The sequence below is a fragment of the Actinocrinis sp. genome (assembly GCF_035946395.1).
Taxonomy (GTDB): Bacteria; Actinomycetota; Actinomycetes; order Streptomycetales; family Catenulisporaceae; genus Actinocrinis.
The window spans coordinates 1-16,091 of the sequence record NZ_DASYZI010000266.1 but is presented as its reverse complement, the minus strand read 5'-3'; the positions used below and the strand labels follow the sequence as shown (position 1 = coordinate 16,091).

Annotated in this window: 11 protein-coding genes; 4 read left to right on the top strand and 7 right to left on the bottom strand. The window is 68.3% G+C overall.

The window, feature by feature from the left end:
- Nucleotides 1–228 precede the first annotated feature (228 nt).
- The gene (locus VGS97_RS16485) at nucleotides 229–2,256 is read right to left on the bottom strand and encodes a glycosyl hydrolase family 28-related protein (protein WP_326854417.1); all 2,028 of its coding nucleotides are present in this window, start codon (nucleotides 2,254–2,256) and stop codon (nucleotides 229–231) included.
- A 362-nt stretch (nucleotides 2,257–2,618) separates the two neighbouring features.
- On the opposite strand from VGS97_RS16485, the gene VGS97_RS16480 reads away from it, so the two are divergent.
- Complete coding sequence (locus VGS97_RS16480; RefSeq protein ID WP_326854416.1) at nucleotides 2,619–4,382, top strand: glycosyl hydrolase family 8; 1,764 nt, start codon at nucleotides 2,619–2,621, stop codon at nucleotides 4,380–4,382.
- Between the two features lie 323 nt (nucleotides 4,383–4,705).
- Here VGS97_RS16480 and VGS97_RS16475 read toward each other — a convergent pair whose 3' ends face one another.
- On the bottom strand, nucleotides 4,706–5,884 hold the full coding sequence (locus VGS97_RS16475; RefSeq protein ID WP_326854415.1) for a glycoside hydrolase family 3 N-terminal domain-containing protein: 1,179 nt from the start codon (nucleotides 5,882–5,884) through the stop codon (nucleotides 4,706–4,708).
- 409 nt (nucleotides 5,885–6,293) lie between these two features.
- On the opposite strand from VGS97_RS16475, the gene VGS97_RS16470 reads away from it, so the two are divergent.
- The gene (locus tag VGS97_RS16470) at nucleotides 6,294–7,529 is read left to right on the top strand and encodes a glycosyltransferase (protein WP_326854414.1); all 1,236 of its coding nucleotides are present in this window, start codon (nucleotides 6,294–6,296) and stop codon (nucleotides 7,527–7,529) included.
- A gap of 203 nt (nucleotides 7,530–7,732) precedes the next feature.
- On the opposite strand, the gene VGS97_RS16465 is transcribed toward VGS97_RS16470, so the two are convergent.
- Together VGS97_RS16465 and VGS97_RS16460 are read right to left on the bottom strand one after the other, a co-directional pair.
- Complete coding sequence (locus tag VGS97_RS16465; protein WP_326854413.1) at nucleotides 7,733–9,358, bottom strand: FAD-binding oxidoreductase; 1,626 nt, start codon at nucleotides 9,356–9,358, stop codon at nucleotides 7,733–7,735.
- 4 nt (nucleotides 9,359–9,362) lie between these two features.
- Nucleotides 9,363–10,367, bottom strand: coding sequence for a YafY family protein (locus VGS97_RS16460; RefSeq protein ID WP_326854412.1), 1,005 nt, complete (start codon nucleotides 10,365–10,367; stop codon nucleotides 9,363–9,365).
- 62 nt (nucleotides 10,368–10,429) lie between these two features.
- On the opposite strand from VGS97_RS16460, the gene VGS97_RS16455 reads away from it, so the two are divergent.
- Entirely contained in the window at nucleotides 10,430–12,055 is a 1,626-nt protein-coding gene (locus VGS97_RS16455) for an MFS transporter (RefSeq protein ID WP_326854411.1), read from the top strand.
- Here VGS97_RS16455 and VGS97_RS16450 read toward each other — a convergent pair.
- Together VGS97_RS16450 and VGS97_RS16445 are read right to left on the bottom strand one after the other, a co-directional pair.
- Nucleotides 12,027–12,704 (bottom strand): DUF6629 family protein, encoded by a 678-nt coding sequence (locus VGS97_RS16450; RefSeq protein WP_326854410.1) that lies wholly within the window; start codon nucleotides 12,702–12,704, stop codon nucleotides 12,027–12,029. The genes VGS97_RS16455 and VGS97_RS16450 overlap by 29 nt on opposite strands.
- Before the next feature lie 34 nt (nucleotides 12,705–12,738).
- A complete protein-coding gene (locus VGS97_RS16445) occupies nucleotides 12,739–14,199 on the bottom strand; it encodes a dihydrolipoyl dehydrogenase family protein (protein ID WP_414641733.1) in 1,461 nt (486 codons plus the stop codon).
- A gap of 123 nt (nucleotides 14,200–14,322) precedes the next feature.
- On the opposite strand from VGS97_RS16445, the gene VGS97_RS16440 reads away from it, so the two are divergent.
- On the top strand, nucleotides 14,323–15,657 hold the full coding sequence (locus VGS97_RS16440; protein WP_326854408.1) for an ABC transporter substrate-binding protein: 1,335 nt from the start codon (nucleotides 14,323–14,325) through the stop codon (nucleotides 15,655–15,657).
- Here VGS97_RS16440 and VGS97_RS16435 read toward each other — a convergent pair.
- Nucleotides 15,645–16,091 (bottom strand): ATP-binding cassette domain-containing protein (locus VGS97_RS16435; RefSeq protein ID WP_326854407.1); only part of this gene is annotated, 447 nt, incomplete at its 5' end. The two genes, VGS97_RS16440 and VGS97_RS16435, sit on opposite strands and share 13 nt — an antisense overlap.

Sequence of the window (16,091 nt, the reverse complement as noted above, 5' to 3'; positions counted from 1 at the left end):
CTGATCGTCGTATCCACCGCGCCGACTGCTTGTCGAACTTGCGGAGCGTCACTTCTTCACTGCGGCGGTGTTACGGCTCTTCGAACTCGACCGTGGCCTTGTATGCGGTTGTGGGCTCGTCCGCCGCTGTGCATCGGCCGACCTGCGCCGCCAACCACGGCCAAGTTCGAAGAGAGCGTCTTACTGCGTCATCGTTCTTACTCTTACTGCGTCACCGTGCCCGGGAATTCACGACCACGGGGACGGCGCGGGCGGCGCGACGACCGGTGGGCGGTCGTTGCACGTGATCGTGTTCGGCAGCTCCCACGAGGCCAGCCACGGTCCGGTGGTGCCCCCGCCGGTGTTCCCGCCGAGGTCGGTCAGCGAGAACTCCGAGCCCGCGGACGTGAAGTGGAACGAACCGCAGTTGTTGACGCCGACCGCGCCGACGTTGCGGGCCACCACGTTCTGGAACGTCGCCGAACCCGCCGCGCGGGCGCTGACCACCGAGGTCCCGGTGCCGTCCACCTCGATGTTCGAGAAGTGCACGTTCGAGATCGAGTACAAGTCCTTCACGGGGAAGTCGGAGACCAGCATGATCGCGTTGTAGGTGTTGTCCAGGAAGTTGTCCCCGGACACCTCGATGTCGTTGCTGATCGTGCTCTGCAACGCGTAGATCCAGATCGCGCCGAGGCCGATGTTCCAGTTCAGTTCGTAGGTGCCCGCGCGCACCGTGGTGTTGTTCGTGAACCACAGGTGCCCGGCGAACGGGACGGCGTTGAACCGGCTGCCGGCCTGTAGGCCGCTGCCCTCGCGGATCGGGTCGGCGACCAGGTTGTTCGACACCGTGTTGTCCGTGCCGCCGTAGATCGCGATGCCGTTGGCGAGCACCGGGGTCTGCACGGTGTTGTGGTCGAAGGTGTCGTTGGCGTCGGCGATCTTCTCCGACCACATGGCCAGGCCGTCGTCACCGGTGTTGCGGATGGAGTTGTTCTGCACCAGCGAGTCGGTCACGCCGGTGTGGAAGTTGATGCCGTCGGCGATCTGGTCGGCGATCACGTTGTCGGTGATCTTCAGATTGTCCATCGGGCCGTCGAGCCAGATGCCCACCTTGGTGTGGTGGATGTAGAGGCCGTCGATGGTCGAGTCGCTCAGCGCGCCGCCGATGCCGTTCACCTGGTCGGTGTCGATGCGCTCGCGCACGTCGCCGACGATCGCGAAGCCGGACAGGTGCACGTTGTGGCTGCCGCCGACCGACGCGTCCTTGCCGTAGAAGCCGACCCCGGTGTGGATCGAACCGTCGGGCGCCGGGGTGCTCAGCGTGACCTGGTGCCCCTTGAAGATCGTGTACCAGCTGCCGGCGCCTTCGATCGTCACGTTGTCGACGATGATGTGCCGGTTCACCTGGTAGGTGCCCGGCGGTACGTAGACCTTCAGGTCGTGCTGCTGGGCGAAGGCGATGGCTTGGTCCATGGCGTCGGCGGAGTCCCGCTGCCCGGTCGGGTCCGCGCCGAAGAACAGCACGTTCGCGGCGAACAGGTCGAACTTCGGCGGGGCGACCAGCTGTGAGTCGAGCACGTCGATCGTGGTGGTCGCGGCGCCGGCCGGGACGGTCAGCCGGAGCTTGGCGCCGGCCGGGTAGGTGTGGCCGAGCAGCAGCCGCTGCTCGTCATAGAAGTGGTTCGGCCGGAACGGCGTCGGGAAGACCGGGGCCGGCGTCGTCTGGTCGGGTACGCAGCTGCACTCCGTCGTCCACCAGTCGGGGTGCAGCGGCCCAGCATTCGGGTCGTTGCTGAATGGGTACTCGTTGTACAGCCACGCGTACTGGGAGGTGAGCGTCATCGCCCGATGGTCACGGCCGTTCACGCTCACGTCGAGAGGCGAGGTGATCCCGCCGCCGCTCGGTGCGTCCGGAATGCTGTACCGCACGGTGATCGCGTTCGTGGCGCTCGGCAGCGTGAACTCGACGTACTGTCCGGGTGTCAGCTGCACCGCCTCGCGGCCGGTCGCCTCGGCGGGCAGCGTGTACGCCTGCGTGCTCGGGCCGATGATCGTGCCGTTCGTCGCCGCGTTGAAGGCGTTCTGCTCGGCGATGCCGAGGTCGGCGCCCCGGCCCGCGACCAGCGCCGGGTCGATCGCCGCCTTCGTCACGACGGCGCCGGATCCGCCGCCGCCGTCGGCGAATGCCGGGCCGCCGAGCATCATGCCGAGTCCGGCGGTTGCCGCGGTCGCGGCGGCGAGAGCGACTCTTCGCCGCGGCGGGCTTGGCCTGCGCATTATTGCTGGTCCTGTGTCGCTGCGTGACATCGAATGCTCGTTTCTCTCTGGAGGATGAACACCTGATGACGCTCGTGGTGGAGCAAACGCTTCTCCAAGGTCGAGGTGACACTAGGGCCAGACCTGCCCGTTCACAAGGGGATCTGCAAGATAATTTCGCTTCTCTGCCATCAAGTTGCGGCCATGCTTTGGATTCTTGCGAAAGCGGTCACGAATCGTTGCGCATTCGTCACCCTGATCGCATCGGTGGCCGCCGCGCACCCTTGACAGCCGATTCCCGGGCGGCGATATTGCTTCTAAGTTAGGCAAGTTTACTAACCAGATCTTGCCCACCGTCCGCTTCTTCTGTCCAAGGAGCCACCGTGGCACCAATACCCCGAGTTCTGACGCTCGGCGTCTCGCTCAGTACCCTGACCGTCGGCTTGGCGGTCACCGTTCCAGCCCCCGCACTCGCCGCTACGGCGGCGTACCCCTTCCCGACCCACGTCACTTACCAGGTGGGAGTGATGCCCTCCGCCTCGCAGTCCACTCGCGACACCGCCGTGGAGACGCATTACAACTCCTGGAAGTCGACGTACCTCGTGCACGGCTGCGCGTCGAACGAGTACTACGTGTCGACCAAGGGCGATGGGGACGCGACCAACAACGGCCCGGTCTCCGAGGGCCAGGGCTACGGCATGAACATCGTGCCCCTGATGGCCGGGTACGACTCGAACGCCCAGACCGAGTTCAACGGCCTGTGGCAGTTGGTCAAGGACCACGAGGACCAGTACGGCCTGATGCAGTGGCAGCTCGACGGCCTCACCTGCAAGTACTACAGTTCCGGCACCCCGGACGCGGCGACCGACGGCGACCTGGACATCGGCTACGGCCTGCTCCTGGCCGACAAGCAGTGGGGCGGCTACACCAGCGACGCGCTCACCTGGCTGGGCCGGATCTATGCGCACGACGTCTCGCCGGACGGCCACCTGAAGGCCGAGGACGACGGCCCGAACACCGACACGCGGCCGAGCGACCACATGCTCGACCACCTGCGCGCGTTCGCCGCCTACGACACCGCGCACGACTGGAACAAGGTGGTCACCCGCACCCAGGCGCTCGACGGCGAGCTCACCGCCTCGTACTCCCCGACCTACGGCCTGCTGTCGGACTTCGTGGTCGGCGCCGACACGACCAGCCCGAAGCCCGCCTCCAGTTGCTACCAGGAGTGCCAGCCGGACAACATCGTCGGCTACAACTCCATCCGCGTGCCCTGGCACATGGGCACGGACGCCCTGCTGTACGGCTCGTCGACCGCTGCGTTCGCGTACGGCGACGCCAAGGAATGGTCGGCCTGCGCAAAGAAGGTGTCCGGCAGCAACCCGCAGAAGGTCTATCCGCACCTGAACCTGAACTGCACCGCGTACAGCACGACCGACCAGGCCGAGGAGGCCGGGGACTCGATCGGTCCGGCGGCGATGGCCTCGGGCGACCAGAGCTGGACCGACACGATCTGGAACTACCTGGCCACCAACCCGTTCGGTGACGGCTACTACGGCGAGACCATCAAGATGCTGGTCTACATCGTGATGGCCGGGGACTACTGGAACCCGGTCGCGGCGTCGACTCCGCCCCCGCCGCCCACGTGCACCGGGGCGCAACTGCTCGGCAACCCCGGCTTCGAGGGCGGCAGCACGATCGCCCCGTGGACCGAGTCCTCGACCCTCGGCTACCAGCCGATCACCTCGGCCACGACCGCCGAACCGGCGCACTCCGGCAGTTGGGTGGCGTGGTTCAACGGCAACAGCACCAAGGACACCGACACGGTCGCCCAGCCGGTGGCCATCCCGTCCGGCTGCACCGCCGCCGCGCTGTCCTACTGGTTGCACGTCGACACCACCGAGAACACCACCACGGCCAAGCCCGACACGTTCACCGTCCAGGTCCTGAGCAGCAGCGGCGCGGTGCTCGCGACGGTGGCGAGCTACTCGAACCTCAACGCCGCGAGCGGCTACCAGCAGCACACGGCCGACCTGTCCGCGTACGCGGGGCAGAACGTGACCCTGAAGTTCACCGGCAGCGAGACCGACACGAACGGCGGCACGACCGACTTCGTCCTCGACGACACGGCGTTGCAGACGAGCTGACTGAAGGCTCAGCAGGCAGCTCGACCGTGGCGATCCGGACCCACCCGGATCGCCACGGTTCTCGCTTGAACGCTGTTCGCGTGGTGTCTGCGCCAGAAGTTCGCCGCAGATATCGGCTCCACGCGGTTGATCAAACACAGTCCGCCTGGCTGCGTTGCCGCAGCGCACTCATGCCGCAGCGCCTTCAAACAACAGCGCCTTCAAACAGCGGTGCCCTCAAACAACCGAGTTTGAGGGCACCGCGGCGTTTTGCCATCCGAGCGCGGATGACCGACTTCTCATGCATCGAACATCCGGCGCGGGACCGCTGGGCGGTCAGACCGTCAGAACAACTGCGAGCGCAGCTGGAAGACGCGGTTGGCCGCGTCGTTGAAGCGCGTCGGGTCGAGCGTGCCGTTGCCCAACGCCGTGGCCAGCGCCGACGTAGCGGCCTGACCCTGTGTGACGTCCCGTGCCGAGCAGAGGATCAGGTCCATGCCCGCCTGCGCGGCGCTCACCGAGCGCTGGCCGGTGGTGCCGAAGTTGGTCAGCGCGCCGGCCTCGATGGCGTCGGTGACGGTCACGCCGGTGAAGCCGAGACGGCCGCGCAGCTCCTGGCCGACGATCGCGGGCGAGAGGCCGGCCGGCAGGCTCGGGTCCAGCGCCGGATAGACCGCCCACGACACCATGACCAGCTTGACGCCCGCCGAGATCGCCGGCGGGTACGGCACCTCGTCGATGGTGTGCAGCTGGGTCAGCGACACGTTCAGCGTCACCGGCCCGCTGTCCGTGTTCTGCGACGCGGTCGCCGAGCCGAGGCCGGGGAAGTGCTTGGCGGTGGCCGCGACCCCGGTCGCCTGCTGCGCGGTGATGAAGGCCTGGCCGCATTCGGCGGCCACGGCGGGGTTGTTGCTGTACGAGCGCTGGTACTGGTCGATGAAGTTGCCCGACTGGTAGAAGACGTCGAGCACCGGCGCCAGGTTCACGTTCATGCCGACCCCGGCGAGGTTCTGCCCCGCACCGGTGCCGGCCGTGGTGGCCGCCGAGACCGGGTTCGAGGACGCCCCGACCTGCTTCTCGGAGAGTGTCGGCGCGCCCGGCAGCCGGCGCACCAGCCCGCCCTCCTGGTCGGTCATCAGCAGCGGCGGCGTCTTGACCGGGCTCTGCGCCGCGGCAGCACGCAGCTTCTTGATGATCCCGGCGATCTGGCTCTCGCTGGAGATGTTCTCGCCGAAGAAGATGACTCCGGCGGCTTGGCCCGAGCTCAGCGCGGTGTACAGGCTGGACGGGGGCGTCGTTCCGGGGTACGAGTAGATGACTCGCTGCCCGGCCAGCTGCTGGTTGGTCAGCGTGTTGGGCAGCCAGGCGGCCGGGTGCGGGGCACCGACCTTCGGGCGCCAGCCGGGTGGGCGTACGACAGCGGCGGCGAGCCCTATGCCCGCGGCGCCGGTGAAGAATGTGCGTCGGCGTAGCCCGGGGGTGTCGGGCGTTCCGGGGATCGGCTCTGATTCTGACTCCGACATTCGGGTCAAACCTGCCTTTCCGTTGTGGGCGATGCGACTCAGTGTACTAATCCATACACATATGTCACGTATGTCTGCCTGTGCAGGGTTCGCCTCACAGTGGTGACGGCCGGGACGGCCGATCGGTTGAGCCGATATCAGGGCACGAGCGCTCGCACGCTCGTCCACAATTCCTGAAACCTGGCCGGATTGTCTAGACCTCTTGCGACATTGGTCTAGTCCTGCTAACGCCCGCTCCGGCTTCGCGGTGCTCGTCGCTAACGTGTTCGATCCACAGTGTGGGTAAAGCCTGTGGATAACTCTCCCAACTGCGAGTACATGTCGGAGCGGAGAGCTGCGCCGTGGAAACATCAGTTCGACTACAAATGCTGTCGCTGTTCGATCCCTGGCCCGTGCCACTCTTGGAGCCGTGAGCGCGCTCGTCTTCACCGTCCCGGCGCTGCTGTCTGCGGCCGCGTGGCTTTACCTGGTCGTCGCCCACGGCCGCTTCTGGCTCGCGGACCAGCGGCTTCCCGTCGCGTCACCTGCGGTCGCACCGCCCGGCGGCTGGCCGGACGTCGTGGCGATCGTCCCCGCACGCGACGAGTCCGCCGTCCTGCCGCTGACGCTGCCGACGCTGCTCGGCCAGGACTATCCCGGCGAGTTGCGGATCATCCTGGTCGACGACGCGAGCAGCGACGGCACGGCACAGGTCGCCGGGCAACTCGCCGCCGACAATCCGACCCGTACGTTGGAGATCGTGCACGGCGACGGCCCGCCACCGGGCTGGGCAGGCAAGGTCGCCGCGATGAGCCGAGGCTTCGAAGCCCTGGCACGGTCCGACTCCACACCAACCGAATACGTGCTGTTTACCGACGCGGACATCGCGCACCCTGTCGACGGACTGCGGCGCCTCGTCGCCTTCGGTGAAGCACGCGGGCTTGACCTCGTGTCGCTGATGGTCCGGCTGCGCGCCGAAACCGCGGCGGAGCGCGCCATCGTGCCTGCGTTCGTATACAGCTTCGCTCAGCTTTATCCATTCCCGCTGGTCAACCGCCAGCGCAGCCGGGTCGCCGCCGCTGCTGGCGGCTGCATGCTGGTCCGTCGCCGTGCGCTGATCGAGGCTGGCGGACTCGTCCGCATCGCCGATGCGCGTATCGACGACGTCGCCCTCGGCCGCCTGCTGAAGCACCATGCCGGCGATGGCCGAAGCAGTGGCCGAAGCGATGGCCGAATCTGGCTCGGCCTGACCACCGCCGTGCACAGCGTCAGGGCTTATCCACGGCTCGCCGACCTCTGGGACATGGTCGCCCGCAGCGCGTACACGCAACTGCGTCACTCCCGGCTGCTTCTCGCCGGAACGCTGCTCGGACTCCTGCTGATGTACGCGGTACCGCCGGTTTTCGGCCTGGCCTTCCTGGCGGCGGCGATGCTCGGCACGGGCACCACCGCATGGCAGGCGGTGACCGCCACCGCAGGGCTTGCCGCGTGGGCGCTGATGAGCATCAGCTACCTGCCGACGCTGCGGCTCTACCGACTCGGCAACTGGCGCGCGCCGCTGCTCCCGCTGGTCATGCTGCTGTACGGTGCGATGACCTTCGACTCGGCGCTTCGGCACCACCGCGGCAGCGGCGGCAGATGGAAGGGCCGAGTCGAAGGGCCGTAGGGGGTGGTTGAGTTGTGGGGCTGGGGTCGCGTCGCCCACCACGCACGCTCGCCACGTTGTCGGGCCGTGCCCGAACCTCCAGTTTGGGCACGGCGCTGCGCTTTGCGATTGCACGCTCCATGCGCCGTGCCCTGATCCGACCCCGCAGCTCGAACACCCCTAATTCACCTGGTACCTCGCGCGCCTGGAGCGTCGGGCGCCGCTCACGCCGCCCCGATGCCTCGCGGCAGATTCAGCACGTGGTCGGGGTCGTAGGTCGCGCGTACCTGGAGCAGCCTGGCGTAATTCGTCCCGTAGTACGCCTGCTGCCAACCGGTGAGCTCGGGGTCGAGATAGTTCTGGTAAGCCTGGCCACTCGCGTAGGGCGTCATCGTCTGGTGGAACGCACGCAGCCAGCTCTGCTGGGCGTTCGTCTGCGTGCTCGCCGCGCCTTCGCTCCACGTTGTCGTGAACTGGGCCACGAACAGCCCGTCGCGGTGCACGAACGCCGTGGCGTCCGGCGCGACCCGGTTGACCGCGCCGCCGAGCGCGTCGAACGCGACGCCGCCCTGGCCGCCACCGCCGTACCCCTGCCGCTGCTCGACCGCGGCGATGACCGCCGAGATCGCCGACGGTGAAAGCGTGCGGGTGAAGATGTGCGACTTGGCGTACTCGTTCTCGCGCTTGAGCACGCCGTCCGGGTTCTGCCACGGCAGATGGCACTGCGCGGTGCTCAGCTGCGAGCAGCCGGCCTCGATCTTCATCGCGTGCGAATGCGAGCTGACGAACGGCGAGCCCTCGGGCGTCGAACCGACCTGGTCCACCAGCTGCGAGATCAGGCTCTGCGCACCGCCGAGCGAGCCGAGATACGTGCCGCCGACCTGAATCGTGGGCGTGTCGCCGCTCGGGTTGCTCAGCGCGTGCAGGTTCGACCACAGCTCGTCGGGGGCCGAAGGTGCCCAGGACTGCCAGGCGGAGATGACGCGTGCGGCGCTCGACCACGGCCAGCTCAGGAAGAACAGCACCATCTGCTCGGCCGAATGGGTGTTGAACGTGAACGCGGTCGCGATCCCGAAGTTGCCCCCGCCACCGCCGCGGCAGGCCCAGAACAGGTCGGAGTCCCGCCCTGCATCGCATTCGCGTACCGCGCCGTCGGGCGTGACGATCTGCACGGACTGAAGGTTGTCGCTCAAGGTGCCGTAGGCGCGGCTGACCACGCCGATGCCGCCGCCGAGTACCAGTCCTGCGACGCCGACCGTTGGGCACGAACCGCCGGGGACGGTCACGCCGTACGCGTCGAGTGCCGCGTAAAGGTCGACCAGACGCGTCCCCGCACCGACGCGTGCGGTACCGGACCCGATGTCCGTTACCGCACTCATCCTCGTGACATCGATGACCAGACCCGGGCCGACGGAGAACCCCGCGTAGCTGTGGCCGCCGGCGCGCGGCGTTACCGCCACGCCGAACTTCCGGACGAAGGCCAGGCACTCGGCGACATCGGAAGGGTTCTCGCAGTACGCGATGCCAGCGGGCCGCTGACCGTCGAAGCGGGGATTGAACAGCAGCCGGGCGGTGTCGTAGTCGCCGTCCCCGGGACGCACCACGTGGCCTGCGAGCCCCCGGTTGAGTGCGGTCCAGTCGGCCGGGGATGCGGTGGCCGGTGTCGAGGCCACGGCAGAGGCGGTGGCGGACGGGGAACGGGCAGCCGCGCCGGTGCCGAGGGGAGCGGAACCCGACGCCGTCGAGCGCCCTGTTCCGGAGCCGTTGCCGCCGCATGCCGCAGCCGTACCGCCGACTGCGCCGCCGACCGCGAGCGCCGAAGCGGCTCGGACAAAGGAGCGTCGATACACGCCCTTAGAGAGTGCGTTGTGCGGTGGAAGGTTGCGGTCGGCCTGCGGCGCGCCGGTAGCGCTCGGCAAGGGCCAGCAGGTGCTCGGCCAACTCGGGGGACTCGGCGAGGTCGAACTCGAAGTCGCGGCCGAGTGCGCCGAGCCAGACGGCCAGCATCTCCACCTCGTTCGAGCCGAGCAGCACCGCGCACGTGTGCTCGTCAACCACCTCCACCGGGCTGAGCGACGCCGGCAGGCGCTCGGCGATCACGTCAGCCGGGGCGTGCACGATGATCCGCGCGCGGTACTGCCAGGACGCCGTCGCGACGCCGCGTGCGACGTAAGCCGCCACGTCCTGCTCGGGGAGTTCCCGCGGCGCGAAGCGCGGACCGGTCGGGACGCGTGGCTCGATCCGGTCGACGCGGTACGTCCGCCAGCCGCCGCGCTGCGTGTCCCAGGCCACCAGGTACCAGCGACGACCCCAGTTGACCAGCCGGTACGGCTCGACGTCGCGGCGACTGGAAGTCCCGTCGTGCGAGCGGTAGTCGAACCGGAGCCGCTCGTGGTCCCGGCAGGCCGCGGTGATCGCGGTCAGCACGTCCGCAGAGACCTGTGAGCCCTTCCGGTCCGGCCTCGGCGGCACCGGAACGGTATAGCTTTGCAGCGCGTTGATGCGGCGGCGCAGCCGCGACGGCAACACCTGCTCAAGCTTCGCCAGCGCGCGCAGCGCCGACTCCTCGATCCCGGCGACCGAGCCGACGGTCGCGGTGCGCAGGCCGATGGCGACCGCGACGGCCTCCTCGTCATCGAGTAGCAGTGGCGGTAGCGCTGCCCCGGCGCCGAGCCGGTATCCGCCCACCGCGCCCCGCGTCGCGTGCACCGGATAGCCGAGTTCACGCAGCCGCCCGACGTCGTTACGCACCGTCCGCGTCGTTACGCCAAGCCGGTCGGCCAACTCAGTGCCAGTCCAGTCGCGGGGAGTCTGCAAGAGCGAAAGCAGGCGCAGCAGTCGCGCTGAGGTCTCCAACATGCAAATCATTCTGCCGACACATTAGGAACCAACCTTTCCTGATTGCTCGGCACGCTGGAGCCATGACGAACACACCGAAGCCCTCGAACACCACGAACGCGTCAAGCACGCAGCACCCGTCGGACGCGCACTCATCAGGCATCGTGAACCACCGCTGGCTCGGCTTCTTCGCGGTCCTGACCGCACTCATCATGAACATCCTCGACTCGACCATCGTGAACGTGGCCGCCCCGTCGATCCGGACCGAACTGGGTGCTTCCTACTGCGATCTGCAATGGATCGCCGCCGGATACACCCTGGCGCTCGCCGTCGGCCTACTGACCGGCGGCCGGCTCGGCGATCTGTTCGGGCGCCGCACGATGCTGCTGATCGGCGTGGTCGGTTTCGCCGCCTCCTCGCTGGCCTGCGCGGCGGCGCCGAGCCCGGGCGCGCTCATCGCGGCCCGCGTGGTGCAGGGCCTGTTCGGCGCGGCGATGATCCCGCAGGGCTTCGGCCTGCTGCGCGACCTGTTCCCGCCGCAGGAACTCGGAAAGGCCTTCGGCGCGCTCGGCCCGGTGATCGGGCTGTCGACCATCCTCGGCCCGATCGTCGCCGGCACGCTGATCGACGCGAACCTCTTCGGCACCGGCTGGCGGATGGTCTTCGGGATCAACCTGCCGCTGGCCGCCTTCACCCTGTTCGGCGGGTTCAAGGCACTACCCCGCCGCGCGACGCGCTCCGGCAACGCCGTTCGGCTCGACCGTGTCCGCCTTGATGGCGTCGGCGCGCTGCTGGCCGGGGCCGGGATGTTCCTGCTGGTCTACCCGTTGGTGCAGGGGCGCGAGCTGGGTTGGCCGTCGTGGATGGCGTTCGTGACGGCCGGCGCGGTCGCGGTGTTCGCGCTCTTCGCCGCGCAGCAGGCACGCCGCTCTCGGCGCGGGGTCGCCACGCTGGTCGAGTTCAGCGTGCTGACCAAGCGTTCCTACGCCGGCGGCACGCTGTTCACGCTGGTCTTCTTCGGCGGGATTGTCGGCTTCTCGCTGACCGTCGGCCTGCTGCTGCAACTCGGGTTCGGCTACACCCCGGTACACGCCGCGCTGACCATGGTGGCCTGGGCGATCGGCGCGTTCTTCGGCGCCGGCTTCAGCGCGACCATGATGCACAAGCTCGGCCGCCGGATCCTGCACCTCGGGCTGAGCATCATGGCGGTCAGCCTGGTCGGCCTCTACCTGGTGCTAGGGCACGCGCACAGTGGCCTGAGCGGTTCGGGGTTGAGCGGCTGGCGGCTGGCCCCGTCGCTCGGCGCCTACGGCCTCGGGATGGGCATGATCTTCGTGCCGCTCTTCGACATCATCATGGGCGAAGTCAGCGACCGCGAGGTCGGTTCGGCCTCGGCGATCCTTGAGTCCTTGCAGCAACTCGGCGCCTCGGTCGGCGTCGCGGGTCTCGGCACCGTGTTCTTCGGCACGATCGGCGCGCACCCGCACACGGCCGGGTACCTCCAGGCCACGCAGCGGGTCACCCTGGTCACGATCGCGCTGGTCGCGGCGGCGTTCGCGCTCGGATTCCTGCTGCCGCGCCGAGCCCGGCAGGCCGGCCCGGACGCGCCGAACGCCGAGTTTGAGACCAAGGCAGCCCCCAAGTCCGGCACAGCGATCGACATCGATGACGTCGAGATCATCAGCGAACTGGAACCCGTGGCCGTCTGAACGGATCAGGCGCGGCTCGTCTCTTTCGCGGCCGTCGTAGCCAGTACAGCACGATCACACTGGCTACGGCGGCCAACGCGCACCACGTCGAGACGAACGCATCCTGCCACAGCAGGAAGCAGCCGAGCGCGCCCACGCTGGCGACCAAGCCCAGCAATCGGAGTTCCGGTTGATCGCTCACCAGCAGTGTGCCGAGCGTCGCCACGAGATATCCGGCCACGACGAGGTTCTCCAGGCTCAGATGATGGACGCCGTAACGCATCGTGTGGCCGACCGGCTCAGCCGTGACAGGCCCACTTGCCATCGCGTACGCGAACACTGACGCCGTCACCAGCCCGACGGCGACGAAGGGCACCAAGCGCAGCCGACTCCAGTGCGATGCCGCAATGAACACCGCGAGCGGCACGTACGCGGGCAGCAGCGGAAACGCGATGACGACCCACAACAACACGACCGTCCCGCCGATCGCATGCGCGCCGTCACCCGCGTTGCGCCAGACCATTGACTCGATCAACTGGTGAGCGCCGAGCAACAGCGGGAGTGCGGCCATCGGCGCGTCACGGGCACGCCGCACGCTTGCCAGCGCCATCACCCCGACCACGGTGATGGCGCTGCCCGCGATCAAGTCCGCAGCAGGACTCCAACACATCTCGCGCTACCCGAGAGAACCGATGTTTCCGAGATCAGCCGCGATATGTCTCCAACAGTCGCAGCCAGATCTCGCTCATCGTCGGATATGACGGCACCGCGTGCCACAACCGCTCGATAGGTACCTCACTCGCGACCGCGATCGTGGCCGAGTGCAGCAGTTCGCCGATACCCGGCCCGACGAACGTCGCGCCGACCAGATACCCGCGGTCCACGTCGACGACCATGCGCGCCCGGCCCCGATATCCGTCCGCGTACAGTGACGCCCCTGCCACCTGGCCGAGGTCGTAATCGACGACGCGCACGTGACGTCCGTCCCGGTGCGCCTCCTCTGCCGTCAGGCCCACGGCGGCGACTTCAGGCTCGGTGAACACCACTTGCGGCACGGCACGCAGGTCGGCAGTTGCGACGTGCGCGCCCCAAGGCCGCGTGTCCAACTGTGTGCCCTGCGCACTTGCGCCGATCGCCGCTCCCGCGATCCGTGCCTGATACTTGCCCTGATGCGTGAGCAGTGCACGGCTGTTGACGTCGCCCACTGCGTAAAGCCAGTCGCCGTCGACGCCCTGCACGCGCAAGCTGTCGTCCACATCAAGCCAGGAACCCGGCCGTAGCCCGACGGTTTCCAGACCCAGGTTCTGCGTGCGCGGGGTACGGCCAGTCGCGAAGAGCACCTCGTCGGCCTCGATCTTCTGCCCGTCTTCGAGCAACACGCCGACCACACCGCCGGGCACCGGCCGCTCCAGGCCCACAACGTTGACTCCGGTGCGTACCTTGACGCCCGCCTCGGTCAGGCCCTGCGCGACCGACTCGCCCACGAACGGCTCCATCCGGGGCAGCGGCGCCGACCCGCGGATCAGCATGGTCACCTCGGAGCCGAGCGCCCGCCAGGCCGTGGCCATCTCCACCCCGACCACGCCGCCGCCGACGATCGCGAGGTGTCCGGGTGCCTTGTGCGCGCTCGTCGCTTCACGACTGGTCCACGGCTTCGCTTCGGCGACCCCCGGCAGGTCGGGCACCATCGCACCGGTACCTGTACACACCGCCACCGCGTGCCGGGCCGCCAATCGGCGTACGCCGCCATCCGGCGTGTCCACCTCGACCTGCCTCGCTCCGGCGAGCCGTCCGCGCCCGCGAATCAGCACCGCGCCGATCGAATCCAACCAGCCGACCTGCCCGTCGTCCTTCCAGTGCGAGGTGAACTCGTCGCGTCGTGCCAGCACGGCGCCTGTGTCGAGCCCGCCGGTAACCGCCTCGCGCGACCCGGCCACGGCCCGCGCGTCAGAGAGCGCCGCCACCGGCCGCAGCAGCGCCTTGCTCGGCATGCACGCCCAATAGGAGCATTCACCGCCGACCAACTCGCTTTCCACGACGCCCGTGGTCAGCCCCGCCGCGCGCGTGCGGTCGGCCACGTTCTCGCCGACCGGGCCCGCGCCGATCACGATGACGTCGAAGACGTCCATGTCCAAGTCCCCGGGCGCCGGGCCGTTTCCGTGCATGGTTTCGTCCGCAATGTTTTCAGGCACGAGGCCATCCTCCGTCGGGCGTTCGATAGCGTCCACTCAACCGGCGCATATGGGGCGCACGGCATGGCGAATGCACCGGCGGGGAAAAGCAGCGGCGTGGCGGAACCCGGTGTGACGAGGCGGCGGCGCGCGGCGGCCGCGCTGCTCTTGCTCGGCGCGCTGGGCGGCTGCGGCACCCGGCTTCCGGCCAGTGCGTTCAGCCAGGCTGCGGCCTCGCCGGCGAACGTGTTCGTGGACGGTGTCTCCGCGACACAGATCCGAGTCGGCATGGTCGACTCGATCACCAGTCCGCTCGGGATGGACGCCTTTTCCGGCCCCGGCTATGGCGCACGCGCGTTCTTCGAGGCGCTCAACGCCTCCGGCGGCGTCAACGGCCGCAAGATCATGGTCGACCAGTGTGATGACAGCGGCAGCGGGCTGGGGAACGAACAGTGCGTTCATAAGCTGATCGACACCGACCGGGTATTCGCGTTCGCGGGCAACTCCGTGTTCGACTACGCGGGGGCGGCCTACGTGAGCTCACACGGCGTGCCTGACATCGGTGGCGAACCGATCTCATCGGCCTACGACCAGTATCCGCGCCTTTACTCTGTCTACGGATCGAGTGAACCGCGTCAGGGCACCGTGGGCTGGAACGGTCGTCTTTACGGCGGCACTGAGGTGTACGCGTACTTCAAGCAGAAACTCGGCGCGCATGTCGCCGCGGTCGTGTCGTACAACCAGCCCGACTCCGTACGCTTCGCGCAGTACATGGCGGCCGGCTTGCGCGCCGCGGGCTACACGGTGGTCAACGAGCAGGTCGACTTCGCTCTGCCGAACTTCGCCGCCACCGCGTCGGACATGAAGGCGCGCGGCGTGCAAGTCGTCTTCGACGCGATCGACACCAGCGGCAACGGACGACTGTGCGCCGCGATCGACCAAGCAGGCCTTGGCCTGATCGCGAAGGTGACGACTGTGCAGAGCTGGGACCAGACGATCCCCGCCACGTACTCCGCCGCACCGCGCTGTCGCAACGTCCTCTACGCGACTTCGTCCGATCGCAGCTACGCGGACACGCAGTACCCGGCGGTCGCCGCGTTCCGGGCCGCGATGGACAAGTACTTCCCGGACCGGCGTGATCAGCTTTCGATGTGGGAGCTCGAAGGCTGGGCCTCCGCGCAATGGCTGACCGACGCGGTCGCCTCCTGCGGCTCGACGGTGACGCGCGCGTGCGTCGAACAGTTCATGAACAGGCCGCAGCCATACGACGCGCACGGACTGCTGATCCCCACGAACTTCGTGCCCATGCCACCCACGCCGACGCAGCGCGGATGCCTTAACGTCGCTCGATGGCAGGATTCGGTGAACGGGGGCAAGGGCGGTTGGGTGACGCAGGTACCCGACATGAACACAACCTGCTTCACCGGCCCGACGATTTCCTACACGCCCTGACTCGCCAACTCGCTGGGCTCTCCGGCGAAGGTGACGCGTCCGCGTTCGAGGCGCCAGACGAAGTCGGCGACGCGAAGCGCTCGGCCCACGACCGGATCCGCGACGAGCACCGCGCGTTCAGGCGTCACAGCTGCGGCCAAGGCCGAGTACACGCGCTCGGCGAGTTCCGGCGCGATCCCCTGGACCGGCTCGTCGACGAGCAACACGCGCCAGTTCCCGCTCAGTGCGCACGCGACCGCCAGCAACTGTCGCTGACCTCCGGATAGCGTGGCAGCCTGCTGCGTAAGCAGGGCTTCGAGCTCGGGAAAGAGCCCGAGGGCAGCCTCCAGGTCACCGCTGGCGCGCAGGTTGCCCGCGACCGTCATGCTCTGAAATACGTTCACCCCGGACGGAACCAGCCGCAGCCCGAACCCGGCCCGCCGCGTAGCCGACCA

Coding starts and splice junctions, on each gene's coding strand:
- VGS97_RS16485 (WP_326854417.1), bottom strand. CDS start 2,256: ATGCGCAGGCCAAGCCCGCCGCGGCGAAGAGTCGCTCTCGCCGCCGCG.
- VGS97_RS16475 (WP_326854415.1), bottom strand. CDS start 5,884: ATGTCGGAGTCAGAATCAGAGCCGATCCCCGGAACGCCCGACACCCCC.
- VGS97_RS16460 (WP_326854412.1), bottom strand. CDS start 10,367: ATGTTGGAGACCTCAGCGCGACTGCTGCGCCTGCTTTCGCTCTTGCAG.
- VGS97_RS16455 (WP_326854411.1), top strand. CDS start 10,430: ATGACGAACACACCGAAGCCCTCGAACACCACGAACGCGTCAAGCACG.
- VGS97_RS16450 (WP_326854410.1), bottom strand. CDS start 12,704: ATGTGTTGGAGTCCTGCTGCGGACTTGATCGCGGGCAGCGCCATCACC.
- VGS97_RS16445 (WP_414641733.1), bottom strand. CDS start 14,199: ATGCACGGAAACGGCCCGGCGCCCGGGGACTTGGACATGGACGTCTTC.